The sequence below is a fragment of the Streptomyces sp. NPDC047880 genome, from assembly GCF_040706515.1.
GTDB lineage: Bacteria > Actinomycetota > Actinomycetes > Streptomycetales > Streptomycetaceae > Streptomyces.
In genome coordinates this window covers 89,674-114,505 of the sequence record NZ_JBEZOK010000026.1, presented here as the reverse complement: position 1 = coordinate 114,505, position 24,832 = coordinate 89,674, and the positions used below count along the sequence as shown (strand labels likewise).

29 protein-coding genes are annotated in these 24,832 nt (G+C 69.5%); 9 read left to right on the top strand and 20 right to left on the bottom strand.

The window, feature by feature from the left end:
- The first annotated feature begins 139 nt into the window (after positions 1-139).
- Positions 140-1,402, top strand: coding sequence for a hypothetical protein (locus AB0937_RS31175; RefSeq protein WP_366716356.1), 1,263 nt, complete (start codon positions 140-142; stop codon positions 1,400-1,402).
- A gap of 95 nt (positions 1,403-1,497) precedes the next feature.
- On the opposite strand, the gene AB0937_RS31170 is transcribed toward AB0937_RS31175, so the two are convergent.
- On the bottom strand, positions 1,498-1,635 hold the full coding sequence (locus AB0937_RS31170) for a hypothetical protein (protein WP_366716354.1): 138 nt from the start codon (positions 1,633-1,635) through the stop codon (positions 1,498-1,500).
- 350 nt (positions 1,636-1,985) lie between these two features.
- On the opposite strand from AB0937_RS31170, the gene AB0937_RS31165 reads away from it, so the two are divergent.
- On the top strand, positions 1,986-2,690 hold the full coding sequence (locus AB0937_RS31165) for a restriction endonuclease (RefSeq protein WP_366716352.1): 705 nt from the start codon (positions 1,986-1,988) through the stop codon (positions 2,688-2,690).
- Positions 2,691-2,781: 91 nt separating this feature from the next.
- On the opposite strand, the gene AB0937_RS31160 is transcribed toward AB0937_RS31165, so the two are convergent.
- The 14 genes from AB0937_RS31160 to AB0937_RS31095 form a co-directional block, all read right to left on the bottom strand.
- Positions 2,782-3,216, bottom strand: a complete 435-nt coding sequence (locus tag AB0937_RS31160) for a hypothetical protein (RefSeq protein ID WP_366716350.1) — start codon at positions 3,214-3,216, stop codon at positions 2,782-2,784.
- A 21-nt stretch (positions 3,217-3,237) separates the two neighbouring features.
- A complete protein-coding gene (locus tag AB0937_RS31155) occupies positions 3,238-3,651 on the bottom strand; it encodes a hypothetical protein (protein ID WP_366716348.1) in 414 nt (137 codons plus the stop codon).
- A gap of 171 nt (positions 3,652-3,822) precedes the next feature.
- Positions 3,823-4,452, bottom strand: a complete 630-nt coding sequence (locus tag AB0937_RS31150; RefSeq protein ID WP_366716346.1) for a hypothetical protein — start codon at positions 4,450-4,452, stop codon at positions 3,823-3,825.
- A 4-nt stretch (positions 4,453-4,456) separates the two neighbouring features.
- Positions 4,457-5,374 carry an HEXXH motif-containing putative peptide modification protein gene (locus AB0937_RS31145; RefSeq protein WP_366716344.1) on the bottom strand — a complete coding sequence of 306 codons (918 nt, stop codon included), beginning with the start codon at positions 5,372-5,374 and terminating at the stop codon, positions 4,457-4,459.
- A 58-nt stretch (positions 5,375-5,432) separates the two neighbouring features.
- Positions 5,433-5,594 carry a hypothetical protein gene (locus AB0937_RS31140; protein ID WP_240103664.1) on the bottom strand — a complete coding sequence of 54 codons (162 nt, stop codon included), beginning with the start codon at positions 5,592-5,594 and terminating at the stop codon, positions 5,433-5,435.
- An 88-nt stretch (positions 5,595-5,682) separates the two neighbouring features.
- A complete protein-coding gene (locus AB0937_RS31135; RefSeq protein ID WP_366716342.1) occupies positions 5,683-6,402 on the bottom strand; it encodes a 2OG-Fe(II) oxygenase in 720 nt (239 codons plus the stop codon).
- Positions 6,399-8,258 (bottom strand): radical SAM protein, encoded by a 1,860-nt coding sequence (locus AB0937_RS31130; RefSeq protein WP_366716340.1) that lies wholly within the window; start codon positions 8,256-8,258, stop codon positions 6,399-6,401. The genes AB0937_RS31135 and AB0937_RS31130 overlap by 4 nt, the downstream gene beginning before the upstream one ends.
- Before the next feature lie 30 nt (positions 8,259-8,288).
- Entirely contained in the window at positions 8,289-9,155 is an 867-nt protein-coding gene (locus tag AB0937_RS31125) for a hypothetical protein (RefSeq protein WP_366716338.1), read from the bottom strand.
- Positions 9,152-10,075: an NAD(P)-dependent oxidoreductase gene (locus AB0937_RS31120; protein WP_366716336.1), complete on the bottom strand. Its 924-nt coding sequence runs from the start codon at positions 10,073-10,075 to the stop codon at positions 9,152-9,154. The genes AB0937_RS31125 and AB0937_RS31120 overlap by 4 nt, the downstream gene beginning before the upstream one ends.
- A complete protein-coding gene (locus tag AB0937_RS31115; protein WP_366716334.1) occupies positions 10,072-10,740 on the bottom strand; it encodes a TylF/MycF/NovP-related O-methyltransferase in 669 nt (222 codons plus the stop codon). The genes AB0937_RS31120 and AB0937_RS31115 overlap by 4 nt, the downstream gene beginning before the upstream one ends.
- Positions 10,741-10,745: 5 nt before the next feature.
- The gene (locus tag AB0937_RS31110) at positions 10,746-11,216 is read right to left on the bottom strand and encodes an NUDIX domain-containing protein (RefSeq protein ID WP_240103670.1); all 471 of its coding nucleotides are present in this window, start codon (positions 11,214-11,216) and stop codon (positions 10,746-10,748) included.
- Positions 11,207-12,076 (bottom strand): isocitrate lyase/phosphoenolpyruvate mutase family protein, encoded by an 870-nt coding sequence (locus AB0937_RS31105; RefSeq protein ID WP_366716332.1) that lies wholly within the window; start codon positions 12,074-12,076, stop codon positions 11,207-11,209. Before AB0937_RS31105 ends, AB0937_RS31110 begins: the two co-directional genes overlap by 10 nt.
- Positions 12,069-12,755 carry a dTMP kinase gene (locus AB0937_RS31100; protein ID WP_366716330.1) on the bottom strand — a complete coding sequence of 229 codons (687 nt, stop codon included), beginning with the start codon at positions 12,753-12,755 and terminating at the stop codon, positions 12,069-12,071. Before AB0937_RS31100 ends, AB0937_RS31105 begins: the two co-directional genes overlap by 8 nt.
- Positions 12,752-13,513 (bottom strand): hypothetical protein, encoded by a 762-nt coding sequence (locus AB0937_RS31095; protein ID WP_366716328.1) that lies wholly within the window; start codon positions 13,511-13,513, stop codon positions 12,752-12,754. Before AB0937_RS31095 ends, AB0937_RS31100 begins: the two co-directional genes overlap by 4 nt.
- Positions 13,514-13,819: 306 nt before the next feature.
- On the opposite strand from AB0937_RS31095, the gene AB0937_RS31090 reads away from it, so the two are divergent.
- The 3 genes from AB0937_RS31090 to AB0937_RS31080 are packed head-to-tail and all read left to right on the top strand — an operon-like array spanning position 13,820 to position 16,777.
- Positions 13,820-15,232: a helix-turn-helix transcriptional regulator gene (locus AB0937_RS31090; protein WP_366716326.1), complete on the top strand. Its 1,413-nt coding sequence runs from the start codon at positions 13,820-13,822 to the stop codon at positions 15,230-15,232.
- Between the two features lie 59 nt (positions 15,233-15,291).
- Positions 15,292-16,293: an asparaginase gene (locus tag AB0937_RS31085; protein WP_366716324.1), complete on the top strand. Its 1,002-nt coding sequence runs from the start codon at positions 15,292-15,294 to the stop codon at positions 16,291-16,293.
- A gap of 25 nt (positions 16,294-16,318) precedes the next feature.
- Positions 16,319-16,777, top strand: a complete 459-nt coding sequence (locus tag AB0937_RS31080) for a PPC domain-containing DNA-binding protein (RefSeq protein WP_366716322.1) — start codon at positions 16,319-16,321, stop codon at positions 16,775-16,777.
- Here AB0937_RS31080 and AB0937_RS31075 read toward each other — a convergent pair.
- Entirely contained in the window at positions 16,764-17,339 is a 576-nt protein-coding gene (locus AB0937_RS31075; RefSeq protein ID WP_366716320.1) for an amino acid transporter, read from the bottom strand. The genes AB0937_RS31080 and AB0937_RS31075 overlap by 14 nt on opposite strands.
- A gap of 376 nt (positions 17,340-17,715) precedes the next feature.
- Here AB0937_RS31075 and AB0937_RS31070 point away from each other — a divergent pair, with 376 nt between their 5' ends.
- From AB0937_RS31070 to AB0937_RS31055, 4 genes are all read left to right on the top strand, one after another.
- Positions 17,716-18,246 carry an ATP-binding protein gene (locus AB0937_RS31070; RefSeq protein ID WP_366716319.1) on the top strand — a complete coding sequence of 177 codons (531 nt, stop codon included), beginning with the start codon at positions 17,716-17,718 and terminating at the stop codon, positions 18,244-18,246.
- 263 nt (positions 18,247-18,509) lie between these two features.
- Complete coding sequence (locus AB0937_RS31065) at positions 18,510-19,247, top strand: DUF317 domain-containing protein (RefSeq protein ID WP_366716317.1); 738 nt, start codon at positions 18,510-18,512, stop codon at positions 19,245-19,247.
- Positions 19,248-19,363: 116 nt separating this feature from the next.
- Positions 19,364-19,810 (top strand): hypothetical protein, encoded by a 447-nt coding sequence (locus tag AB0937_RS31060; protein ID WP_366716315.1) that lies wholly within the window; start codon positions 19,364-19,366, stop codon positions 19,808-19,810.
- Positions 19,811-19,901: 91 nt separating this feature from the next.
- Positions 19,902-20,612: a hypothetical protein gene (locus tag AB0937_RS31055; RefSeq protein ID WP_366716313.1), complete on the top strand. Its 711-nt coding sequence runs from the start codon at positions 19,902-19,904 to the stop codon at positions 20,610-20,612.
- A 69-nt stretch (positions 20,613-20,681) separates the two neighbouring features.
- Here the strand turns inward: AB0937_RS31055 and AB0937_RS31050 are convergent, their stop codons facing one another.
- The 4 genes from AB0937_RS31050 to AB0937_RS31035 all read right to left on the bottom strand — a co-directional run bounded on the left by AB0937_RS31050 (position 20,682) and on the right by AB0937_RS31035 (position 24,773).
- A complete protein-coding gene (locus tag AB0937_RS31050) occupies positions 20,682-21,068 on the bottom strand; it encodes a hypothetical protein (RefSeq protein WP_366716311.1) in 387 nt (128 codons plus the stop codon).
- A 209-nt stretch (positions 21,069-21,277) separates the two neighbouring features.
- Complete coding sequence (locus tag AB0937_RS31045) at positions 21,278-23,005, bottom strand: mobilization protein (RefSeq protein ID WP_366716309.1); 1,728 nt, start codon at positions 23,003-23,005, stop codon at positions 21,278-21,280.
- Positions 23,002-23,670, bottom strand: coding sequence for a plasmid mobilization relaxosome protein MobC (gene mobC, locus AB0937_RS31040; protein ID WP_366716398.1), 669 nt, complete (start codon positions 23,668-23,670; stop codon positions 23,002-23,004). Before mobC ends, AB0937_RS31045 begins: the two co-directional genes overlap by 4 nt.
- Positions 23,671-23,789: 119 nt before the next feature.
- The gene (locus tag AB0937_RS31035) at positions 23,790-24,773 is read right to left on the bottom strand and encodes a DUF2637 domain-containing protein (RefSeq protein ID WP_366716307.1); all 984 of its coding nucleotides are present in this window, start codon (positions 24,771-24,773) and stop codon (positions 23,790-23,792) included.
- Positions 24,774-24,832 lie beyond the last annotated feature (59 nt).

Sequence of the window (24,832 nt, the reverse complement as noted above, 5' to 3'; positions counted from 1 at the left end):
ACTGTCTTCGACGTCACTTCGGTGACCGACCGGTCCGATCCTGCCTGCCGCTGGTGGCCCGTGTTCGCCGTCGATCATGGACTCACCGGGCCACGTTGCGGTCTGTCGGAGTGTCAGTGGGCGTTTCTATGCTGGACGGATGGCCAATGGCGTGTGGCACACCGAGTACGGCATTGAGATCAACCTGACGAAACCCGATCTCGGAGTCGACGGCTACCCCGGTCTGCTCCAAGAGATCATGACTAGCGTCTCTGATCGAAATCCCCAACTATTGGAGTGCCTTGCACACCACCAGGGAAAGGAATGCGCGTCAGAAGCAGGCGGAAAGTCGCCGTGGATGTTCATCCGGCGTGCTCGCGTCGGCGGGCGCTTCCCTCTGGTCGCCGCGCACCTGCCGATCACCCACAAGGCGACGCCGGCGGAGAGCGCTCAGCACAAGGCAACGAAGGAGCGGATCGTCGAGACTGCTTGGCGATGCGGTCTGAAGGCCAAAGCCGAAGTCCCCGCAGGGAACAGGCGGACCGTCTCCGATGCCCTCGTCACTGGCCCCGACGGCATCCGTATCGGTTGGGAGATCCAGTACCACCACATCAGTCCCAGCAGCGTCCACCGCAGGTCTCACAACGCCGTACAGCACGACATCACACCCCTGTGGGTGGCGAAGGACCGTACCGCTTCGTTGATCGACCGGGCGCCGTGGGCCCGTGTGGACGACATGCCGTGGAAGGACATAACCGACGGCAAGGAGATGGTGATCCGCGGTGGCTATCGCTACCTCCAGGTTTGGAAGTGCGTGCCCAGCAGCGATCGCCACTGCCCTCTGTCCGACGGAGCAGGCCACTGCGACGGCATTCATGCCGAGTGGTTCCTACCCGCACTGTGTCAGCCGGAGAAGAAGCCAGTCCATATCGAGGATCTCGTTCTCTCCAGCGCGACAGGCGAGAGCGTCCCCGTCTACGTGCCCAATCGCGGCAGCGGCCGGGCCGGCCGACACATGTGGGTACCGGCGGGCGACTGCGAGCTGTGGCGGGAGTTGGTCGGCGAGAAGGCGCCGCTCCCTGTCGCGCCGGAACTGGAGGAGGACGACCAGATCACCTTCGCCGACCAGGAGATCGACCGAACGTGCCGCGCTGGGGAAGAGGGCTGGTTCGTCAGCGATGCGCGGCCCATCCGCGATTTCGGGCAACCCACCGGTGGTGTCACCCTGCCGCGGATGCCGCTGCAGCGGTCTGTGAAGCCAACGCTGATCACGTCCGTCGAGCGGGCTGCCGCCTCGGCCGCGCTGGGATGCCCTCCGTGGGAGTTGGGGCTGTGCGCAGGATGCGGTCAGTTGATGCGTCGGCACGGACGTTATGCGGCCATGTACTGCACGGTGTGCCGCGCCGAACTCAACGGCCGATAGCCGAGAAGCCTTTACTTCAGAGGCGAAGCGAGCGGTTATGGGGTGCTCCACCCTGCTCGGTTGCCTGAGCAATCAGCCGCTCCTCTCCTCACTGTTCAGTGCCACATGGCGTACGGGAGCTCGTCCGGGTGCTGAGCCAGCCGCGCCATCATCCAGGCGGTCTGGGCGTCCATCCCCGGCCCGAACTCGGCCACTAGGCGGCGGGCCCGCAATGTCGTTCGAGGCGCGAGCACCCAGCGCACGGGAGAACTGCACCCGGCCGGTGCCAGCCACCTTTCCCGCTGACCCGGGCTCATTCTCCGGGGACGGGCTGGCGCCGTCCGGTGCGTGCGATGTTGTGTCGGCCACGCCGCGAGTGTTGCGGCACAGTCGGATCGCCGGAGTCGATCAACTCGGGAACAACCGGAAAGAGCGACAGGGGTCGCTGCCGTTGACGTCGAGGCGGTCGCGTCGTTCACCGTTACCGGGCCTACACCGCCTCGCCTGGCAGTCCAATCCGGCCATGGCCGACTCGCGCCCTTCTGCCACGGTGTCGGGCTGCTCAGACTGCCCTACACAGACCTGTGGGGGAGGGGCTTCGATCGTGGCTGGGCGTAGACGTGGGGGTGCGGCTGCCCGCAGGAGGCGGGCGGCGCGACTGAAGACGCTGACGGTCGGCGGTGGTCTGGTGTTGGTCCTGCTGGTGGTGTTCTGGTCGGCCGTGTGGCCGTACGTCGCGGGCGCGCTGGTCCTCGGCGGCGTCGGCGCGGCGGGCTGGTGGCTGTGGCGTACGGATCGGCTCGTGCGTGGGCGGGACCGTCTGTGGCGGCAGAAGGAGGCGGTGAAGGCCGGTCACCGGACTCTCGCCGAGGTGGACGCGATGACCGGCACCGAGTTCGAGGACCTGGTCGCAAGCCTCTGCCGACGGGACGGGTGTACGCAAGTGCGGCGGGTGGGCGGTGCCAACGACAACGGCGCCGACGTCGTCGGCCGTCTCCCGGACGGGCGGACCATAGTGATCCAGTGCAAGCGCTATGCGCCGAGCAGCACGATCGCGAGTCGCGAATTGCGCGATCTGCTGGGTGCCAAGGTGTACTTCGGGGCCGACCTGGCGGTGTTCGTGACGACCACGCGCTTCAGCCAGCCCTCCGAGAGGTTCGCGGTGCAGCACGGCATCCTCGCCGTGCACCGCGATCACCTCGGCTTGTGGAACAACGGGGCCTCTCTACTGTCCCTGAGCGAGGTGAACGGCCGCGGCCAGGGAGACGCTCGACACCGGGCGCGCTGGAAGCGGGCGTACGGGAGATGACCGGCCTCGCGGGTGTGCGAGGCCGGTCTTGCAGGACGTTTTGCAGTGTGGCCGCAGGTTGCGTCGACATCGCTTGTCGACGGCGGCGCGGTTACACGCGGGCGGGTACGCCGGCCAGGCCGTCGAGGCTGCCGCGTAGGAAGTCCGCGAGGGTGCTGGCGGTCTCCGCACCGGCTGAGGCACCGGGTAGGCCCTCGATACGCAGGCCGGAGGTCGTGTGGGCGACGGAGTAGCCCAGTTCCTGGAGGATGCCGGTGAGTGCGTGGTGCACGTAGGCACGTGTGCTGCGGTGCAGGAGGCCGGCGCGTCCGTCGGCCAGTCCTTCGGTCTGTTCGCGTGCCGCGGCTGAGCGTGCGGTAGTGGAGACGAACCACTCCAGTGATGCGGCCCTCGTGCCGGCTGACGAGATCAGCACGCCGACGGCTTGAGTGCGGTCGTCTGTTTCTGCGACGGGGAGCCCCATGCCTTTGCAGAGGGTCTCCAGTTCGGTCGCGATGTGGTTGCCGTCGTGACGGTGGGTGCCCATGAGGGGAAGACTTGCCAGGACTCACTGAGCGGCGGCTCCGGCGAGCGGCCTCTGTCCCATGTAGTACTCCAAGGTGATCTGCATCCCGTTGAGTGTCTCCACCAGCCGCTCGAGTTGTGTCTTGGTGTCCTCCAGCTCGCTTCGATAGGACTCCGCGCGCCTTTCCGCCGCGACCCGCCCCTCCTTCTCCTTTGCGACGCGGCGTAGGGCTGCAGGCGGGAGGGTGCGGTCTCCCCCATGGGTGGATCCGGGGATACCGAGCTGTTGCTTACGCTTGTGCACCCAACCGTTCACGGTCCTGCGCGGGACCTCGTATTCGATGCTCAGCTCCAGCACGGTCTTGGTCCCGGCGATAACGAGATCCGCCAGTTCCGCGCGCTTCTCCGGTGACAGCTTGGACTGGAACTTCACTGCGTACCTCTGCCTTTCGATCAAGGGCTATCTCACGCGAGGTAACTGCGCCCGGGCAGGAGAGGTGCGAACGTAGAGGGAATCCCATTCGACTGTGCGACTAATGCTGTTGAAGGTGACGCCTCGTCAACGTTGGGGGCGGGAACGCCGGCCTCCGGGGCGTGCAGAATCACCTGACCGAACCGTTCGGGCGGATCACGAAGCCCAACCGTGGCTCAGGGGGAGCTGACCAGCATGGAGTGCGTGGCGTTGCTCGGTGATCCACTGCTCGACCTGGTCCACAGATTCGGTGACTGGCCGGTCCGTGGTGTCGAGCACCTGTGTGTGCCATCGGGGATCACCGGTGTTCCAGCCGGCCCAGCGGTGCCAGACCATCTCGGGCCAGCTGTCGTCGATGATGACGTCGGGCCGGTGAGACGGGTCCAGGGCGTGCTTGCGGTGCCATGCGGCCCAGCCGATGTAGGCGTCGATCGCCTTAGCGTCCCATCGTCCCGGGTCACGCTCGGCAAGGCGAGCACGTCGGACAGGGTCAGCGACATCGACCAGGCATACGGCGATGCCATCCAGAAGCGGGGCGGAGGGCGCAGCCAGCAATTCGCCCAAGGGGGACTGCCCGCTGAGCAGAAGGTCGATGCCGCAGTCCTGATAGTCCAACGCGCGTCGCACCCACATCTCAGTCATGCGATGGCGCCAGCGCAGGTCGGCGTCCTCCGGCACACCGAGCTCATCGGTGTCGTGCACGGCCACCTTCCCGAGCCGACCGGCCACCGCGAAGGCGAGGGTCGTCTTGCCCGAGCAGCTTGACCCAGTGAGCTTGAACAGCATGGCGTCAGGGTGCCGCAGGAAGTTCTTCTGATCCCGCCGGATCCACGACCCTGCCGACCGCGCGACCGATCCGTTCACGAATGTCTTGTGCGGTCACGTATGAGAGGGCCTGTTCCACCTGCTCGGTGGCGGCAGCGAACTGAACCGCTTGGTGGCGCAGGTGGGTGTCGAGGAAGGGGGCGACGGCGTCCGTGGCGCTGTGCCGAGCCTCTCGTGTGTAGAGCACGGTGAGGGCGAACGCCCAGCACGCATGGAGGAATCCGAAGACTGGACGGTCAGTGCCTCGCCAGGGCGAGAAGAAGGTGACGTCCGTGGGGAGGCGCACGTCGTGTGCTGCGAGGGCGTCGTTGAGCCAGTTGTGGGCTGCCTCGTGGATCAGGTCGCGGGCCAGGACCTCGGGATGGGCGGTGTAGTCGGTGAAGACCGTGCCCGGGAGGCGGGTGAGGGCCCAGCTGTGGAGGGTCTCGTCGAGTCGGCGACGGTTGAGCAGGCAGATGACGGGGGCGTGGTGGGTTAGCAGGGTCCCGAAGCCGTGCTCGGTCGCGGAGGCGGTGGCGGCACGAACGAGGTCAAGGGCCTCGGGTGGGGCGGGGCTGGTGTCTGGGCCGACGAGGTAGTACGCGGTTTCGGAGATCTCCGAGCGGAGCAGGTCCGCGGGACGCGGGTTGAGCACGATGTGTGGGCCGGCCGACAGGTGGGTCAGGTCTCGCACCGTCGTACGGCGGTACCAGGAGAGCCGGTCCGCGTCCCGGGCGCGCGCCGCGTGTTCGGCGCCTTCGAGCAGGTGGTGGGCCACGGCGTAGTCGAGGGCGGACGAGCCGAGGCGGTTGGCGAGTACGGAGGTGATACGGCTGGTCCGTAGGCGCTGATGGTCAGCGATGCCGCCGAGGGCGACCAGGGATTCCGGGGAGAGCGCGCTCATCTGGGGCTCCGGTGGTGGTACGGGGCCGGACCGGGGACGGGCCCGGCCCCGTGGCGGGTCAGGACTCGGTGGTGGGCTCAGCGGCGTCGCGCTGCACCGTGGTGGCCAGCCAGGTCTCGGTGGCCGCGTTGGAGGTGTGCGCGGTGGTGCGCACGGGGTCGCTGTCGCGCAGGGACGCGACTGCCTCCAGGAACTCGTCGAACGTCTTGTCTTCTGCCACTGCTCGCTCTCTCCTCTGGTCGGGGCCATGGGCTGGGGGGAGTGGCTGCGGGGCGGGCCGCGGGGGCCGGTCATGGCGGGGAAGCCTCCTACTCGGAGACGAAGAGCGTGAGGAACTTGCGAACGCGCCCGGCGCGGACAGGTTCGGTGCCGTGGACGAGCTGACTGCCGAAGACCACGAGCGTGCCGGGAGCGGGTGCGACGCTCCATCGTGTGCGGGGCATGGTGCGGAACCAGGGGGAGGACATGTCCGTCCCGTCGTGTGCGAAGCGCATTCCCTGGGCGTAACCCGATCCGATCGGCGCCTCGTCGGCGGTCCAGAGGGCGTCGCTGCCTGTGGTCTCCACGTAGAACGCGCCGCCGGTGTCGTGGATGTCTGTGAGCGTGACCGTTGCGGCGGCGATCTGGCGGGGGCGGGTGAGGGGATCGGGGGCGATGCCATCGGCATGCGGGGTGATGTACTGGCCGGGGCCGTATTCGAGGTAGATCCACGGCCGGTGGCCGGTGATCGACGGTAGCGTGCGCGTGATCGCGGCCATGTGGAGCTTCAGGGCCTGGTCGAGGAGGGTGGTCGCCTCGTTCGGGATCTCGGTGACCTCGATCCGGCCGGCTGGCTCGTAGACATCCTGCGCCTCGGCGGGTGAGTGACCGGGGATCTCATGGATGGTGGTACGGCGGGCCGTGCCGTACCGGTCGCGCCCGAGGGAGCTGAGCGTGTCGTCCATGACGAGGTTGAGTCGCTCGATCTCGTCCGGCTTGAGGAAGCCCTCCACGGTACGGGTGGACAGAGTCTCGGCTATGTGGATCACTGGTCGCCTCCGCATGCGCAGGGGGTGGAGGGCGGGGCAGAGACGGCTTCGGTCATGGCCTTCGTGAGTACGTGCACCGCTTGGGCGAGGTCCTCGAAGTACTCGGCCGCCGTGGTGCCGGCAGCGGGTACGAGATGGAGGTCGAGCGTCGGATACACCCGGCCGGTGGTGCGGCAGGCGAGTTCGCTGCGACCGAGGACCAGCGAACACGCGCCCGGCAGGGAGGACTCGGCTCGGCTGGCGGCACGGCACAGGCGCACCGCTGTACGCGCGTACTCGGCGCGGTCGCGCGGCAGGATGCCGACCGAGAGGAACCGGGGCTCGGCTCCGGGGAGGTCGGCGTAGGCGTGGCCCTGGCAGCTGTCGTAGGTGACGGCGTTCCAGCCTGAGGTGAGCGCGTCGACGACCGGGCGGATGCCGGGTTCGATGCCCTCGTGCCACTGGGGATGGTGGGGGTCGAGATCGTCTGCCTCGTGCACGCCAGGGAGGCCGACCGTGTTGATGTTCCCGTTGGCGCCGACCTGGAGACGCGCGGGCGAGCGGGGGACAGTGGGGTCGTCCCAGCGGGCCAGGAAGGCGGAGACGTGGTGCATGTTGTTGGGGCGGACGGGACGCCAGCGCAACCGGGAACATGAGGCACCGGGCGGGAGGTCTGGCTGGGCGAGGAGGGCGGCGACGCCGTCGATCAGGCGCATGCGGTGGTCGCAGTACGCGTCTTCGTCGCCCGCGGCGGCGAAACGGAGGCGGACCGCCGGGCAGCCTGCGCCGCAGGTGTCGCGGTAGTCGCACGCCGTGCACTTCGTGACCAGGGAGCGTGCCTGCTGAAGCAAGGGAGAGCCGCCCTGGGCGCCGGCCACGTCCGCCTCGGTGTGGACGTCGCCGAGGAAGGCGAGGCCGGCCTGCGGCCAGGGCAGCTCGTCACAGCTTCCCAGGCGGTCATCGGGATAGAGGGTGAGGATGTGGTCGCACTTCAAGTCGGAGAAGTGACAGGAACGGGTCCCCAGACCCTTCAGACGGCGGATGACAGAGACGACGGGCTCCAGCTTGACGCGGCGGAACACTCCGTCGGCGACCCAGTGGTGGGCGGCCTCCAACACGAAGTCGGCGTACTGACGAGGCGTGACGGCCCAGGCCGGGCCGGTGGGGCCGATGGCCCGTCGCTGGAGGGCCCGACTGGTCGGCGCACGGGATCCGACCACCGTGGTCGAGCGGGTGACCGCCGCGTCGAAGCACGGCACAAGGCTGAGCGTCGTCACGGCGGGAAAGGATGCGAGGTGCTTCATGACCTCGGAGGCCCGGCCGAGGACGTACGGGGTGACGGCGCAGATGACGCCGACGCGGCGTTCCCGACGGCCGAGGAGCTCCAGGGCTTCGACCACTCGCGGGTACGTGGGGCGGCCGTCGTAACCCACGCGCCACGAGTTCCCCAGCGCGTCCCCGTCGAGGGAGATACCGATCTCCAGCTCCGGACAGTGCCGCTCGAACAGGTCCAGCCAGGCGTCGTCAAGCTGAAGACCGTTGGTCTGGAGGCTCACGCGGATGACGTTCGGCTGTGCAGCGAGCGCGTCCAGGATCTCCGCGATCCGTTCCCGGCCTGCTGTCAGGGGCTCCCCGCCGTGGAGTTCGACGCTGAGTGGACGCCCGGAGAAGATCGAACCGAGGCGGTGGACCTGTTCCGTGCTGATACGGGCGCCGCCCGGTGACTCTTTGCGCTTCTCGAAGCAGTACAGGCAGTCGATGTCGCAGGTCTCTCCCCGCAGCTTGAGGATGACGGAGACCGCCGTGTCCGGCCCGGTGCTCGACATTGAGGCGTAGAGACTCTCCAGGTCCGTGGGGGCGGTGCGCGTGACGGGCATCAGAGACCTCCCGAGGAGCAGAGGCGCGGTCTACGCGCCATCGGTGGAGACCGTGGACAGCCACCCGAGAAGCTGTCCGCCGGTGATGGGGATGTGGACGTCGCCGCGGCGAAGAAACCATCCGTCGGCATACCGCTGGGGCAGCCAGCCGGCGTCAGGGGCACCCAGGTTGGGGGGCGTCCGCAGCGGGTCGTTGACGGGCCAGCAGCCCAGGAGCGCTCTGGTCACGCGTCGCTGAACCGGACGGAACCACTCCCACGTTTCCGTGCGGGGCGGGGCGATCGGCGGATGGAACGGAGCGCTGGCAAGCAGCGGTAGCCACTTGTCGCCCAGGACTGGGTGGCCGGCCGCCGCGCAGCCGAGCGCGGCGAGACAGGTCTCCAGCTTCCGGCACACGACGCCGGCCGATTCGGCCAGGCCGTCCTCGACGAGGCCGGTCAGGTCTTCGGCGAGGCTCGCCGCGACCTCGGCCTGGTCGGCGACTGCCCAGCGTTGGTAGCCCTGGCGCTCCCCGGGGTCGAGCACCGGATCCCAGCGTCCGGAGCCGTACGAGAGAGCGGTGCGCAGACACATGAGGTCGTGGATCGAGGCGCGTACCCGGCGGAACGATCCGAGATCGTCGCGGCGGACGTCGAAGGAGCGGAGCAGGTGACGGAGTTCCTCGGCTCGTTGAGGCGCCGTCGCCTGGAGATCGACACGGACGCCGTCCACGATGCGTGACTCCCACGCCGGAAGGGGGCCGTACACGAGGCAACGCAGGTCGATGTCGCTCGCCGCGTGGGCGAAGCCGCAGGCGAGGGCTCCCTCCAGCCAGACCTCGCGGGCCTCACCCGATGCGAGCAGCGCCTGGGCGACTTTGTCGGCGATCTCCCGGCGTCGTCGTGCCGATGGGTTCACCGGTGCCCTCCTTCGATCAGGACCTTGTCGTCGGCAGTGATCTCCTTGAGGAGATCGACGGCCCATCGGTCGAGCGCGACCCGCACGTCGGAGCGCTGTGCGCCGATGTGGGGTGAGAGCAAGAGGTTGAGCGGCGTCGTGGAGCCGGTGAGGAGCGGCAGGTGCTCCCGCTCGACCGGGTCGAGGGCGAGACCCGAGAGTCTCCCGTCCGCCAGTGCCCGCAGGCAGGCGGCGATGTCGAGGGTCTCCAGCCGCCCTGCGCAGATCAGCAGAGGCCGCTGCGGCGCGACGCGTGCGAGGAAGTCCTCGCCGATGAGATTTTCGGTCGTGCAGCGCAGCGGCAGAGCGATCACGTGTACCTGCGACTGCTCCATGAGCGCTGTCTGCGACAGCTCACGCAGACCGGGAGGGTTCGACGGCCACGCAGCGAAGGCCGTGCGGCCCACGTAGGGGGCGAGGGCCCAGTCGGCGGCCAGCCCCACCGGGCCCGCGCCCCAGATCCCTGTGGCCAGGGTGGCGAGTGACGCGCCCATGCATGCCTGCTTCTCGTGCTGGCCGAGCAGCAGCGCGTGCTGCCCTAAGGGGATCCGCCGGGCCAGTGCGAGGGCAGCGGCGAGGACCCACTCGCCCACGGCGCCCGCGCTGGCCTCGGCGTTTCGGTGCAGAGTGATGCCACGCTTCCGGAGGGCGCTCACGTCGATGTGGTCGATGCCGGAGCCGGTCCGTACGACGTGCCGCAGACGAGGGAGCGCGTCGAGCTCCCGCTCGCCGAGTCGGACGCCTGAACGCAGGACGATCACGGCCGTGTCGGCGGGCAGAGGCGAGTTCAGGTCCAGTAAGTCGTGCACAAGAACGCCGGGCAGCGCGCGGCGGATCGCCCCCGAGTCCGCCGCACCGCGCACCACGAGGACTGCGCTCATCCGAGAGACTCCGGCTTCTCGTACCTGCCGAAGGCGAGATCACCCTCGCCGACGACGACGACGGTCACGGGCGACGGCGCGCCGAAGTACGCGTCGCAGGCGCGCTTCACCCCGGGGAGCCCGTCCCAGGCCCGCGGATTGACCGCAGTGTCCGCGTAGTCGTCGACGAGCAACACACCCGTCGGTACCAGGCGGGTGACGCAGTGCGTGAGTCCCGTGAGGGTCGAGTCGTAGAAGTCGCCGTCCAGGTAGACGAACGCGATCTCGTCGGGCAGCTCCTTGGGAAGGGTCTCGTCGAACCATCCCGGATGGATGACCGGCGCCGGCCTGCCCCAGGCCGCGTGCGTGGCGCGCACGTCGTCCGGGGACGACCGGAGCTCGCCCGCCGCCAGATGGTCCGAGTCTTCGGCGCCGGGCGCGGGCATGCCCTGGAAGGAGTCGAAGACGTGGATCGCGCGGTCGCGGTCGCCCAGCGAGTCGAGCACGCTACGCATCCAGAGGGCCATCGCGCCCCTGTAGCAGCCGAGTTCCACCACGGCGCCCGGTAGACCGCGGGCGCTCAGGTCGGCGAGCTCGCCGGCGATCACGCTGAGTCGGTCGGCACAGACCGTCCCGGAGTGCTCCCGTAGCAGCCACTCCCGCAGATCTTTCAACGCCGGATCCATGAAGGTCACCACCTGTCCACGAAGGGGTCGGCGAGCTCCCCGTTCAACGCCGCCGATAGCGGGCGGTTGATCCGGGGCAGCAGGTACACGTCGCTCAGACGTTCCAGCGGAACCCACTCGAAGCCCACCTGGATCGGGTCCGGAGGTTCCGGCATGCGTGGCTCGGCGTCGTCCACCTGCTCGGCGAGGAAGTTGAACTGAACCTTCTGCACGTCTCCGAACTCGCCCTGCCACGACTCGGGGACGTACTCGACGACGCACAGCAGACGCCGAGCCACGACCTGGAGGCCGGTCTCCTGTGCGACCTTGCGGTTCACGGCCTGACGCAGGTCTTCGCCGACCTGGGCCTTGCCACCCGGGAGGTTGTAGTGGAATCCGGCTTCGTCGTCATACGACAGCAGCAGGACGGTGCCGTCGCGCACGATCGCCGCCTTCACGGACACACTGATCCGAGGCAGCTCGGGCGTCAGAGGCACGACAGCGCCTCCGGTTCGCCGACGCGCATCAGGTCGCCGACCTCCGCCAGAGAGCCCGCGACGGTGGAGCGGAAGCTCCCTCCGCGCTGGAACTGACGAGCGGCGGTGCGCATACCCGCGAGGGCGGCACGGCTGAGATGGTTCGCGTAGATGCAGAGGCGGAAGCCGGCCTCGCCGAGTTCGGCGGCGCTCAGGTCGGGGAACGCCGTGGGCACGCTGACCAGCGGCACGTCGTGGCTCCACGCACGTCCGATGGTCAGAGCCTGATCACCGGTCGTGTCCTTGGAGTGGATGAGTAGCGCATCCGCTCCGGCCTCGGCGTATGACTCGGCGCGGGCGATCGCCGTGGCCATGTCCTCCCCGGCGATCAGGGCCTCGGTGCGCGCCACGACCACGAGGCCGTCACCGGCGACCTTCCGTATGCGCCCCACCTGCTCGCACAGAAGGTCCCGGTCGGCGAGGGTCTGCGCCCGGTGGGCAGCGAAGCTGTTGCACTTCGGGTACGCGCTGTCCTCGACACACACCGCAGCGGCTCCGGCGCGCATCAGGTCGTACGCGAACCGCTCTGCCGTGCGCCCTGAGCCGCCCGCGTTGTCGATGTCCACGATGATGGGGAGTTCGGTGACACGGCCTAGCGAGGTGACCACGTCGGACAGGTCCCGGGGGCCCAGGACGTTGGCGTCCGGTAGTCCGGAGGCCGCGGACACCTCCAAGCCGCTCACCCACAGGGCGTCGAAGCCCGCTTCCGCCGCGACGTGTGCGGCGAGCGCGTTCACCGCACCGATCGCCAGGAGAGGGTGCTTCCGCTCGCTGTTGGTGAGGGCCTCGCGCAGACGTGTCGCCTTCGTGCCGTCAGCCATGGGTCTCTCCTCCTTCCGTGTGGGCGGCGATGGGCGGTACCAGCTGCCGTTCGCGCAGTACGTCCCAGGCGGCGAGCAGCACCTCGGACCGGGGCCGGCGGGCGTCCAGGCGGACCACGTCGCCGAGGAGCGGGAACTCGTCGGGCTTCGTGACCACGGCCTCGTAGGTCTCGCGAACCCGGCTCTGGACGTCGTGCACGTCCCAGTCGGCCCGGACGGCGTCACCTTGGCGGGCCTGTGCCCGGCTCATCGAGGCGTCGGTCTCCAGGTCCAAGACGAGCGTGAGATCGGGGGCAACGGTGAGGTGCGCGGCCAGCGTCTCGTACGTCTCCGACGCCCTCATGCCGTGCTTGACGGCGAAGAAGGCCAGCTCGCTGAGAAGCCAGCGATCCGCGATCACGGGCCGGGCCGGTCGCTGGGGGAGCACGAGGCGATCCAGCGTGGCCCGCTTGTCCGCCGCGATCGCGGACAGGTAGGCGTCACGGTTCCCGGCGTTCGGCTGGTACTTGCCGGTGACGATGGCAGCGGCCTGGTCGGCCGCGAGGAAGTTGGTCGTGAGTACGCACAGCGGGGTAACGCCGTAGAGCCCCTCCCAGAGCCGGAACAGGCCCTTGCGCAGCGTTGTCTTGCCGGTGCCGTCGAGCCCCTCGATGACGATGAACGGATGGCGGTGGTTCATTCGACCTGCCCTGCCCCGGTGCCGCCGGCGTACTTGGTGAAGCGACCCCGCCAACGGGCCGTGGTGGACACCAGGTCCACTAGCCGCAGCTCCGCCAACTCGTCGACGAGGCGGGGCAGCTCAGGCTCGACGCAGACGCCGGCCTCGATGGCCCGGCAGTACGCGGCGCGGAGGGCCGGGTCGTCGTCGGAGTTACGCAGCGCTGCCTCCAGCACCCGCGTGGCCATGCCGTGGGCCACGACGCTGACCGCGGTGCCCAGGGCCTGCTCATGGAGCGGGCCCGGGTGCGGCTCCAGCGTGGTGTGGTGCACCCCGCGGTGGCGGATGACCGCAAAGAAGCCCACCCACCACGCGGCGGCGGCGCTGGCAGCGGTCACGGCGTCGGACCAGGCAGCTCCAGACTGCTCGACGAGGATGTTCTGCGCAGCGGTGTCGGCGGCACGGTGAAGTGCCCCGCGCTGGTTCCGCGACTCTGCTCCGTGCCGCTGGGGCAGCTCCAACCAGAAGCCGAGGCCGACGTCCTCCAGCAGCGCCCTCGCGGACTCGTCGCCTGCCGGCAGCGGAGAGGGGCACTGGGCCAGCACGGAGACATCGGCGCCCGGCACGTCCGGCAGCGCCTTCTCCTCGGCGACGGCAGCCCGCCATTCGTCGAGATGGAGATGCAGCCGCTGGGTCAGCAGCCCGTCTGCCAGCGTCTGCCAGGCATGGGCCAGCGGCGGCGAATCGGGAGGCCGGGGCGGCAGGGTCAAGGAGGTCACAGGTCGGATCCTCACGTCCGGGGAGTCGCGGCACGCGGCTCCGGTCGGTGGTGCTCCACCACGATGGCCGCCACGAAGGCCCACGCCTATGAGCGTTTATGAGCCCTGCCAGCAGAACGTGTCCCGGTGGTCGCAGAGCGAGGGAGAATGCCGACCATGGTCGACAGAGGACAGCGGCGGTGCACGCGCTGCGGTGCCCTTCTCAGTCGCTTCAACGCCGGTACCCGATGCGCCTCGTGCCAGGACGGGCCAGCCGCCCGACGGGCCGATCCGGCCTTCTGGCGTGATCCGACGGTCCGGCGAGCCGTGGCCGCATGGGAACTCGGTACCGTTGTCAAGCTGTTCAGGAAGCACACGGGCCTCTCCCAGGCCGGCGTGGCGCGGATGGTCAGCATCGACCAGGCCGAGGTCAGCAGACTGGAACGCGGGCTCAAACAGATCCGCGACCGACGGCAGTTCATCCAGTGGACCGATGCGCTGGGAGTTCCGGAGGAACTGCTCGGGCTCCTGCCCACGGCCGATCCGCACACCCCAGACGCCACGGGCCGCCCGGCAACGGCGGACACCGGACCACGTGGATACGCGGCGCTGCCCGAAGGGCCGGGCCAGCTTCTCTTACCCGCCGGCCGGTCCGTCTCGACGACAGCGCTTCCCGTGCTGACGCTTCCTGCGGCCTCCTTCCTCGGGGACAACTTGAGACTCGACTCCCGCCCGGAGCTGGATGCCTGGCGCACCATGCCGATGCGCGCGCTCGTCGTCGCGAACCGCACGGTGGACGGGGCGGTACGGCAGTTCGTCACCGACGCCCGACCGAGCGGCGTACGCGCCACGGCCTCCGAACCGGTCGACATCCCCGCTGCGTACGAACTGGACGACCTGACCTACGGCATCCTGTGGGCCGTGTCGGGGTTCGAGGCGGCACTGCTCGGCGACGACGAGCCTCTGCACACCTCGCTGGCGTCGCTCGCCGTTTCCCCAGGTGCGCCAATCGCCACCGACCAGGGACTGACCGAAGTCTCCCGGATGCTCATCGGCTCGGAGACCGCAGCCCGGTACATCCTGGGCAACCGTGACCACCTGGGCGACGCACCTGTCTTCTGGACCAGGGAACAGCGTGGTGAAGAGGCCGCCACATGGCTGTTCTTCCGGCACAAGTACCGCTACCTCGAACGAATGGCCCCCCGACGTCCAGGCGGCACCAGCGGCCGGGGATTCTGCGTCCCCGAGACGGCGATCGCCTCCTCGCCGGCGTACGAGCGCGTTCTGCTGTTCCTCGCCATCGCGCTCATGGAGTCCTTCGACATCCGCACGTGGGTGACCGACGACGGAGGCTTCGCACACACCGACGGTTTCGCCCTCTCTCCCGGGCGCCGGGCTGTCATCGCCTCTTGGGTACGGACCGAGGGAGCGTCCCACCTCGCGGTCACCGCGCGGCCGGGAGCCCTGCGGTCTTTCGCTGATGTGACCGGCCACGTCAGCCACCACTCGGCCACAGCGGCCGAGCAGGCCGGACAGCGCCTCGCAGCGACGGCGGAGTACCTCGGCCTCGACGCCGCCTGGCTCGGTCGCCGGTGCGCCCAGTTGTCGGCCGTCGGCACGGAGCGGCTCGCCCGGCCGCGCAGTCGGCTGCTCGGCCTCGAAGGGCTGGAGGCTGCCTGCCGGTTCGTGGCAGAGCAGCTAGTGATCACCCCGCGTACCCGGACGGCGCCGACCCGATAGCCTGCGTGAACCACTCGTGAGGCCGTGCTCGGCGGCGTCTGGACAGGGGAGCAGGGGATATGACGGAGTCGGTCAGGAACGTGGCGGTCTTCTCCCTCGGCGGCACGATCGCCATGACCACGGATCCCACCACCGGAGGTGTCGTACCCGCGCTCTCGGCCCACGAACTCCTCGCCGCAGTACCCGCTCTGGCCACGAGCGGCATCGGCCTCAAGGTGCGGGACTTCCGGCGTCTGCCCGGCGCCTCCCTGACCTTCGATGACCTCACCGCATTGTCGGCCGCGATCACGGCGGAGCTGGAGTCCGGTGACGTCGACGGCGTCGTCATCACCCAGGGCACCGACACCATCGAGGAGACGGCCTTCCTGCTCGACCTCTACCACGGCCACGAGCAGCCGATCGTGGTCACTGGCGCGATGCGCAATCCCACCCTTCCTGGCCCCGACGGCCCGGCCAACATCCACGCCGCTGTCCTGGCCGCCGCCGACCCCGGCTTGCGGGGCGCCAGCTGCCTCGTCGTGCTCGGCGACGAGATCCACTCGGCACGGACCGTCCGCAAGTCCCACACCACCAGCCCCGCCGCCTTCACCTCACCAGCAAGCGGCCCGATCGCGCGGATCGTGGAGAACCGGGTGCGGAGGGTGGGCGGCCTGCCATCCCGTGGACCGCTGGTCGGCGCCCCCGACCGTGAGGCGCGCGTCGGGCTCTACACCGTCACCCTCGGCGACGACGGAGCCCTGCTCGACCTGTGGGACGGCAACTGCGACGGGCTCGTGGTCGCGGCCTTCGGCGTCGGCCACGTCCCGGAGCGCCTCGTCGAGGGACTCACCAAGCTCGCGTCCCGCATCCCCGTGGTTCTTGCCTCCCGCATCGGGAACGGCCCCGTCCTGTCCGACACTTACGGCTTCCCCGGCTCCGAGAAGGACCTCCTCGGACGAGGACTCATCGGCGCCGGAGACCTCAGCCCGTACCAGGCGCGGCTCCTCCTGCACGCTCTGCTTGCCCAGGGCGCCGACGGGACGACGGTTCGCGAGACCTTCACCACCGCCTCCGCCCGCTGATCCCACCTCGTCAGGAGACCTGCACATGCGTGCTCACGAGCTGACCGTCGGCCGTACTTTCGGCGTCACCTTCGAACACGGGGAGGACTTCTTCGAGGCGCTGTCCACCTTCTGCCGGGACAACGGCGTACGGCAGGGCTACATCCCCTCGTTCATCGGGGCCTTCGCGGAGGCCGAGATCGTGGGCGCCTGCGAGAAGCTCGCCGACCCGGACGCACCAGTCTGGGCGAAGACGTACGTCACCAACGTCGAGGCGTTCGGCGCGGGCACGCTCGCCCACGACCCGGACACCGGCGGGATACTTCCGCACATCCACGTCTCCGCCGGCTTGAAGGCCCAGTCGGCCGACGGCAGGACGAGCCATCTCCTCAGCGCCAAGGTCCAGTTCCTCAGCGAGCTGCTGATCGTGGAGGTTACGTCGCCCACCATGACCCGGCCCCGGAACCCCGACCTCTACGACGTTCCGCTGCTCACGTTCGGCTGACCGGAAGGAGCCGACGAAGCCAGGGGTGGTTGGGCGCGATCACCTTGATCGCGTCTGCCAGCCAGGCACGTGCCGGAGCGTCGAGCAGCGGCAGTACCGCTTCGAAGTCGGTCTCGTCCTTGTCCCGGGTCGCCTTGGCCTTGTAGAAGAGCTGCACCTCGGGCGCGAGATACGGGATGCCGGCCTCGCTTGTTCGCCCGAGCTGATCGATCGGGAGCCGGATCTCCGCGGTGCGCCGTGAGACCCACTGGGTGCCCTCGGCCTCGTCCAGCATGAGCTGCACCGACCAGGGCGCCTTGGAAGTGCGGCGGCACCAGATGTCGTGGAGCGGCGGCCGAAGGACCTCTCCAGGACGCCACGGTCGCAACTTCCCCTGGCCGGGCGGATCCGCCACGTGCAGGTCCCAGTCGGCCAGCAGTTCATGTGCGAGGACCTGGTCACGCCGGAGGACGAGGACGTCGAGATCGCCGTGTGCGCGCAGCTCGCGGCCGACCGCGAGTTCGATCGCGTAGCCACCGGCGATCCACCACGGGAAGTCCGCCTTTGCGAAGACCGCAGCCACATCCTCGGGGCTATCCGGCACCCAGCGTCCCAACACGTCAGCACTCACCCGCCCATACTCCCAGTGACCAGACGGACGGAAGCGCAGGCCGACGGCAGGTCGGCGGTCTCGCTGGAGTGCCTTGTAGCCCGCTCGCACCCTGCGCTCATAAACGCCCATGAGCATCAGGAGCATCGGCAGCCATCGTTAAGCGAGTGACTCGCGACCGGTCTCGTTGCCGGGTGCTTGAGCCACGACTCTCCCAGGGGCCGGACACACTCGATGCCGATTGCTTTCTGAGGCTTCGTACGCCTTTCGGTGTCGTACCCACTGCCGTGACCATTCCGGAGCCCTGGGAGGAGGCCACCGACGTCACTCACAGGAGGTCCGCCGCCCGATGATCAGTGCGCCGTCTGCCGCCCTTGTGTACCGCTGGACCGACCACACCATCAACCCGCCGGGCGAAGCCCGCTCGGTCCTGCGACGTGTTCTCAAAGATCTGGGCCTCTCCGACGACGTCATCAGTGACGGAGTCCTGGCGGTCTCGGAACTCGTGGCAAACGCGCACGAGCACGCGTGCGGCCCCTACGAGGTGCACCTTCGCTCTGTTGCCGGGAGATACATCTGCGAGATCCACGACGGGAAACCTCTGCTTCCTACGGGCCTCTACCTGGCTGCCGTGGCCTCGCCGGAAGCCACCGCATCGGAGGCAGTGAGTGGGCTGCTCACTGAGCGCGGACGGGGCCTGCACATCGTGAACGAGCTGACCCAGGGACAGTGGGGGTTCCAGGTCACGGACTGGGGAACCAAGGCCGCCTGGGTGGTTCTGGCGGAGGCTTCGGCGGCGAGGAAACCAGAGGCAGCCAGACGTGACGGCCGCGCCCAGGAAGCCCGGCTATCAGATGTCCTAACGACACAGTCCTCGTAGACCTTGGTCAAGGCCGCGTCTGAGCCACGGGGCGCACCACGAAAGCCGTCGGCGATCAAACACCGGAGCTACGTAAGCCGGGCTCGCTTCTTTGGGTAAGCCTGCCCGTGCATTTCCCAGTTCGCCACAGGCAGACACGAAAGATCCAGGAATGACTGGTGCGCAGCTGTGTAGCCATGTCAACCTGCAACACCTGCCGGAGGACCTGGTCAACGAGGCGATACCGGTGATCCTGCACGGCCAGTGTTCCACCCCACGAGCCCATGGAGGCGCCCCTGCTCCCGCACCACTCCAGACCAAACGTGCCGGACCCGGTGTACTGGGTCACCCCGCGTCATCTGGCCGGTGACGACGGTGTGCTCGCCGAGCGGATCGACGACACCTTGTCCGACCTCGGCTGGCGCATGTGGCCTACCTCCCGTCGCACCCTTCTCTACGTAAGCCCGGACGGGCTGCGTGGGGCCGAGTGGGTCCTTGCGGCCTATCCGTTCGAGTTGGGCGGTCTGCCCGTTGCCGGGCAGCTGAGCGCCCGCGGCCATGCCGCCTCCGCGATGTCGGAGTGGAACGCGTACTTCACCACGGGCGTCTCCTACGAGGCGCTTGCCGATCTCCTCGTGGCGATCGACGCCCGTGAGGCGCGCGATGCCGGCTTCGAGGGGCCCGAGACGGTCCTCGATGCGCTGAGTGCCCGGGGTTGGATCCGTGACGTGGATCGGCCCCGCACCACCGCTACGGACCCCGGGTTCTCCTCCTGCGTCTCCCTGGAGATGCTGCCGCCGCTCATCGAGGACGCCGACCCGCGGCCGGATTTGGTGGGTTGGCAGGCGTGGGCGGAGCCCGCGCTCGGCGCGCCGTATCTGTGGTGTGCCAGCTTCAGCGCCAGCGTCCCCCATGAGCTGGTGGCCGCGTTCGCGTCCTCGCTCGCCTCCCCGGTCCCGGTGCCCCGCCGCACCGTGCCCGAGATCGCGGAGGGGCGTCTCACTGTCGTCCGCTGCAGCTGACGACGCTCCGTGCCAGAGGCGCCGCTGTGGTGCAGCTCGTCGCTGATCTCCCGAGTAGTAGCAGGTCAGGCGGGGTGCGACCCCGCACTCGCCCGATGACAGAGAAGGAGAGAGCTTTGTTCTTTCGACGGGCTCGTGAGGACCGTGCATTCCGTGAAGCCCAGCGTGCGGGCTACGAGCTGCTCCTGCGACTGCAGGCCACCCAGCCGTGGACCGACTGCCCCGAGCCGACCCCACAGGACCCTGTCGCGGAGGAAGCGGCGGTGCCCGACTGCCTGCCGCCGGAGTTGCGGCTGCCGTCGCGCCAGGAGGTGGCCGGGGTGATGATGCGCTGGCTGCAGCCGCTCCTCGTCGACGGCGAGGTCCGTACGTGCCCCGGGTGCGGCGTGTACCGGGACTGGATCGTCTTCTGCATGCGCGACGACTCGGTGTGGCTGCGTTGTCGGGCGGGCCACGAAACGAAGGAGCCCGGCCTGGATGCGGCCTGGTTCAACCGCAACTCCGGTCCCGTCGACCGGTTCCACCCCACTCTCGAAGAGGGCCTGCGCCACCTCGGTCATTGACCTCCCGAAACCCCTGCCCCTTCGTACTGCCGGCACCCGGAGGGCCGGCCTGGTCAGACCGTCCGTTTCGCAGGCCACAAAGGGGTTTCCTATGCGCGTTCACACCACGACCGTCCTCCGCCTCACCGCCCTCACCGTCCTGGCCCTGGCGGGCTGTACCCATGGCAGCGCCACCTCCCCCAGCCCGAGGTCGTCCACGACCGTCCCGGTGCCCCCAGACGGCCAGAGTGCCCCGGCGCCCACTCCCCTGTCCTCGACCGCACTGGCCAAACGGCTCCTGGACGAGAGCGACCTCGGCGAGGACTACACCCGCATGCCACAGCGCACCGCGGCGCACGACGACGTGACCGTGATCGGCTGCCCGGCGCTGGCCAAGCTCGGCGACGCCGCGGTGAACGGCGCAAGCCTCGCCTTCCCCCGCAAGGCCAAGGCGTCCTTCACCTACGCCGGCGGCAGCAACTCCGAGCTGACCGAGGAGCTGTACAGCGACACCGAAGACAAGATCTCCCGGAGCGTGGGAAGGATCTTCGAGGCGATGACCTCCTGCCCCACCTACCAGGTCCTCGCCGGTAGTACGCCCGTCACGGTCACGACTCAGAAGGTGCTCGTCGCCCGTCGGCTGGGCGACGAGCAGTGGAGCCAGCTGCTGACCTTCACCGCCGGCGGGCGCAGCAGCATCGTCAAGCAGACGGCCGTCCGCACCGGGACGGTGCTCGTCGTGGTCTCCGGTAGCCCCGGCCTTGTCGATGCCCACGTGCGCAAGGCGGCCGCCAAGGCCACGGTGGTCAGGTCTACGGGGTGAATCCGCAAGCCGCTTCGGTTCTGCCGCAACGGCGGCCCACTGGGTGGGCCGCCGTTGGTGTGCATCCGGTCAGTTGTCTTCGTGCTCGGCGCGGTACTCGAGGCCGGTTCGTGCGGCGACGATCTTGATCAGGCGCTCGTATTCCGCGTAGTCCTCGTCGGTCATGGTGGCGTAGATGTTGCTGCATGAGCCGTCGGGGAGTTGGTCGACGTACTTCATGAAGAGGTCGACGAGGGCCTTCTGCATCGCGTGGGTTTCCCGCGCCCACTCGTTCTCAAGCCGTCGCTGCGCGTTCGCGGCGGTTATCTCTGCCGAGGTGGCGGTGCAGATCAGGTCGTGTTCGGCGGTGGTGAATAGGGTCCCGTTGCGGCGATACAGGAGCGATAGGTCATCGGGGCGGGTGCTGTCCACTTCGGTGAGGAGGACGACGAGGTTGGGGCGAACAGAGGAGGGCATGGGCGGTTCCTTGTGTGGTGTCGCGAGTTCGGCTTGTGCTGGTGAGTGATTCGAGGGGCGGGTCGGCAGGCGGTGCTCGGGGCATGGCGCGCATCCTTGGTCGAAGGGGCGGGTTGAGGAGGGCGGAAAGGCTTCGTGCCAGGGCTGTTGGGTGGAGGCCGGCGGTGGAAGTGCGACGCGCTCGGCCGCTGCTTGGTGGGTGCTCGTGCTCACCGCGGTCGGTGGGTGCGGGATGACGGCGGCGTGGATGTGGGGGGTGTCGCGGCGGTGGCTCGTGCTGTGGACGGGACGTGGGGGATGTGGGGGCTGCGGGCTTGTGCGGCCCGTGCTTGGTGGCCGGGTGCGTGCCGGTTGCCGAGGCGTTGGATGCGCCAGGTGAGGGTCCTGGCCGGGGATGTGGCGTCGTCCAGCGAGCGCCGCCCTGCTGCGTGGTGGAGGAGTTCGGCCGGGTCGTGCCCGGCTGCCTCGGCGGCGGCGAGGGTGGCGGCCAGGGCCTCCCAGGCGGGTTCGGCGAGGATCTGCTCGGCGTAGGCCGGAACCGCGTCGCGGACGTGCTGGACGTACCGGCGGACGGTGTTGGCCGGAGGCTTGCGGGCGGCCACGGTGGCCAGGAGTTCGGGGGCTGTCTGGTCGTAGGCGGCCCGGAGGTGGAGCAGGGCTTGGCGGGCGGCGGCGACCTGCCGGTCGTGGTGCTGCAGCGCGTTGTGGCGCTGGACGGCGGTGACGACGAGGATGGCCGCGTCCAGGAGCATGGCCAGGCCGCTGCCGTCGGCGGGGTGGTGGCGCATCGCCTTGATCGCGCCGCGCAGCGCGCGGGCATGCTGGTGGTCGACGCGGGCACGGGTGTGGGCGGCGTGCTCGAAGGCAACGGCGGCTCGGTGGAGTTCGGCCTTCAGATGGGCGGGGGCGTAGAGGGGCAGGGCGTAGAGGGTCTCGCCGAAGGCGACCAGGTGGGCCTGCGCGACGTCGGCGGGGCTGTGGTCGATGTGGTGGCGGATGCGTTCGGTGGCCATGGCGGCCTGGTGCCACGGGTTGGGTCGGCGCCCGGCCGGTGAGGGTTCGGTGGCGGGAGCTTCGGCGGCGGCGAGGCGCTGCTGTATCTGGGGGAGGGAGAGGTCGGTGGCGAGGCTGGAGCCGGAGTAGAAGACGGGCTCGCCGTTGTCGTTGGTGTCGCCGGGCAGGGCGACCTTGTAGCCCTGCAGGTCGCCGGAGGGCAGAGTGCGGGTTTCGACCTGGAGGCCGGCGTCGGCGAGCAGGTTGAAGAACTCCTGAAGGTCTTCGGCGCGGGCGAGCGCCGTGCGGACGACGTGGCGGAGTTCCGCGCGCGCATCCTTGCTGCGGCCGGTGCGCTTGGCCTTCTCCTGCTCGGCGCGGGTGGGGCGCTTGGCGGCCGGGGTGCAGGCGGCGGCCTGGCGTCCGCGGGGGACGCGGGTGAGGCCGAAGTCTTCCTCGATCGCCGTGAGTTCGGTCATGGCGCGGTGGTAGTCGTTCCAGTTGCGGGGCGGTCGCAGGTCCCCGCGCATCTTGGTGGCGACGATGTGGATGTGGTCGTCCGCGTGGCGCACCGCGATCCAGCGGCAGCCGTCCGGATCGCCGGTGGGGGCGATGCCGGTCGCGTGCACGATGCGGCGCGCGATGTCTTCCCATTCGGTGTCGGTGAGGATGCGGTCCTCGGGCGCCGCACGCAGCGAGCAGTGCCACACGTGCCCCGCCGGGGCCTGGTCGCCGGCCTGCTTGACGCGCAGGTCGAGGGCCTTGACGAGCTGGTCCATCCGCTCCTCGTGGCCGGGGCTGCCTTCGGGGCCGGGGTCGGGTACGAAGCCGTCCCAGGAGGCGACGATGTGCTGGTCGCTGTGCACGGTGGCTTTGCCCCGCCCGAAGAGGTACCTCAGTACGCCGCGGGTGTTGCTGCCCGGTTTGACGATGTTCGCGATCACGCCCGGCCCGCCTTCTGACCGGCGGCCCGGGAAGCGGCCTCGTCCACGGCCTTCACCGCGTCGCGGGCGGTGGCCAGGAGGCGTTCGGCCCGGTCCAGGACGGCGGCGTCCACAGGGTGTGGATCACCGCCGGAGTTGAGACGGCGCGCTATCTGGTTGGCGTTGGTGCCGATCCGGGTGATCTCGGTGCGCAGGGCGGCGAACTCGTCGATGGCGTCGTCGTAGACGGTGCGCTGGTCGGGCAGGTGCGTCTCGCCGTTGACGAAGGCCATGACGACCGCGCCGACCAGGTGAGCGCCGGCGATGCCCATCGCCTTGGCCCTGGCCACGATCGCGGCCTTCTCGTCGTCGCTGTAACGGGCATCGACACGGGCCTCGCGACGGCCGTCGTCACAGCGTTCGCGGCGGCGCAGGACACGATAGAGCGCGGCTTCGTCGGCAGCGCGTACGGCAGCTGTCTGCTGCTCGGCAGCGACGGCTTCGCCCGCCCCCGACTCCTGCTCCGGCGCGCCCTCGCGCCGGAGCTGATCCTCCGCGACCCCCGGCGCGGAGGAGTCCGCGTTGGACCGGCCGATGGACGGTCCAACGCCCTTGCTTGCTGCGCCGTTCAGGCCGGTGGTCATCTGCTGCTGACGAGTGGCGAGTTCGCGGTGCGGATCGTGCATGGAACGGTTCTCCATGGGGTGCTGGTGTCGGGGGCTTCGCTTTGCGCGGCCTCGTGCCCCGCGCTTGTCTGCGCGGGGCACGGGTGAGCCGGAAGGGGGCGAAGGTGCGTTTGCGGGGGTCAGGCGGTGCCGACGGGGGCGGTGTCGAGGTCCCTCTGCAGCCGGGGCGCGGCTTCGTCGAGTCCGTCGAGAGGCTCGGCCTCGAAGTCGTCGTACGCGGTGGACTCGGCCTGGCTGATGCGCTCGGCCTGCAGCTGGTCGCGCAGGGCGCGGGCGCGTTTCTGGCCGATCCGTAGTTCGCTGCGCAGACGCTCGGCGGTCAACTGGTCGTCGCTCCAGTCGGCGGTCAGGAGTCGCGCCTCGTCGAGGATGGCGGCGTCGGTGCGGGTGCGGTCGGCGGTCGACTTGGCAGTGGTGCGGACCCGACCGGTCGCCCGACGCGGGGCGGCTCCGGTCGACTCCACGACGGCGGCTGACCGGGGCGGTCGGGTGGCGGGGGCCGACTCGTCGGCTTCGGTCGGCCTCGTCACGGGCGCCTCGGCGACCTTCACGGGGGTCGACTCGGTCGGCTGCTCGGGGGCCGATTCGGCCTGGTCAGACCTCGACCGTGCGGCCTGCTCGTCAGCTTGCCGACTCTCCGACTGGGCAGAGGGTACTTCGGCGGAGTCGGCCGACTCGGGGGTGTGGTGCAGCACCTTCGCCACGAGGTCCGACCCGAAGTAGATCGACCCGACCGGGAGCGAGGTCGCCAGCAGCACAAGGGCCCAGTTCGCAGGGTCCCAGTCGGCCAGTCGGCCCCACTGGACCGACTCGGTGTGCAGGGCCGGAATGAGGCCGTGCACGTAATTCAGCAGGAGGCTGGCGATCGTGTAGGTCGCTAGGACCCGCAGCGCGAACTTCCTATCGGTACCGGTCAGCACGAGCGTGGCGACCAGCGCGAGGGCCATCAGCCCATCGATGACGATCGGGTAGAGCAGGGCGGCGGTGGAGTCGGCGCCGATGGCGCGGGCCACGTCGGACAGCGCGTTCCACGAGACCCGGAAGGCCATGAGGACGACGGCCACCAGGCCGACGACGAGGGTGATGCGTCCGTTGCGGTTCACGCGACGACCTCCAGCGGGTGCGAGTACTCGGCGGCCGGGGCGAGCGGGAGCAGGGCGAT

Bases quoted from the DNA above. Each gene is read 5' to 3' on its own strand.
- AB0937_RS31175 (WP_366716356.1), top strand. From the start codon at position 140: ATGGCCAATGGCGTGTGGCACACCGAGTACGGCATTGAGATCAACCTG.
- AB0937_RS31160 (WP_366716350.1), bottom strand. From the start codon at position 3,216: ATGGGCACCCACCGTCACGACGGCAACCACATCGCGACCGAACTGGAG.
- AB0937_RS31150 (WP_366716346.1), bottom strand. From the start codon at position 4,452: ATGCTGTTCAAGCTCACTGGGTCAAGCTGCTCGGGCAAGACGACCCTC.
- AB0937_RS31145 (WP_366716344.1), bottom strand. From the start codon at position 5,374: ATGAGCGCGCTCTCCCCGGAATCCCTGGTCGCCCTCGGCGGCATCGCT.
- AB0937_RS31130 (WP_366716340.1), bottom strand. From the start codon at position 8,258: ATGCCCGTCACGCGCACCGCCCCCACGGACCTGGAGAGTCTCTACGCC.
- AB0937_RS31120 (WP_366716336.1), bottom strand. From the start codon at position 10,075: ATGAGCGCAGTCCTCGTGGTGCGCGGTGCGGCGGACTCGGGGGCGATC.
- AB0937_RS31115 (WP_366716334.1), bottom strand. From the start codon at position 10,740: ATGGATCCGGCGTTGAAAGATCTGCGGGAGTGGCTGCTACGGGAGCAC.
- AB0937_RS31105 (WP_366716332.1), bottom strand. From the start codon at position 12,076: ATGGCTGACGGCACGAAGGCGACACGTCTGCGCGAGGCCCTCACCAAC.
- AB0937_RS31100 (WP_366716330.1), bottom strand. From the start codon at position 12,755: ATGAACCACCGCCATCCGTTCATCGTCATCGAGGGGCTCGACGGCACC.
- AB0937_RS31085 (WP_366716324.1), top strand. From the start codon at position 15,292: ATGACGGAGTCGGTCAGGAACGTGGCGGTCTTCTCCCTCGGCGGCACG.
- AB0937_RS31080 (WP_366716322.1), top strand. From the start codon at position 16,319: ATGCGTGCTCACGAGCTGACCGTCGGCCGTACTTTCGGCGTCACCTTC.
- AB0937_RS31070 (WP_366716319.1), top strand. From the start codon at position 17,716: ATGATCAGTGCGCCGTCTGCCGCCCTTGTGTACCGCTGGACCGACCAC.
- AB0937_RS31065 (WP_366716317.1), top strand. From the start codon at position 18,510: ATGGAGGCGCCCCTGCTCCCGCACCACTCCAGACCAAACGTGCCGGAC.
- AB0937_RS31055 (WP_366716313.1), top strand. From the start codon at position 19,902: ATGCGCGTTCACACCACGACCGTCCTCCGCCTCACCGCCCTCACCGTC.
- AB0937_RS31050 (WP_366716311.1), bottom strand. From the start codon at position 21,068: ATGCCCTCCTCTGTTCGCCCCAACCTCGTCGTCCTCCTCACCGAAGTG.
- mobC (WP_366716398.1), bottom strand. From the start codon at position 23,670: ATGCACGATCCGCACCGCGAACTCGCCACTCGTCAGCAGCAGATGACC.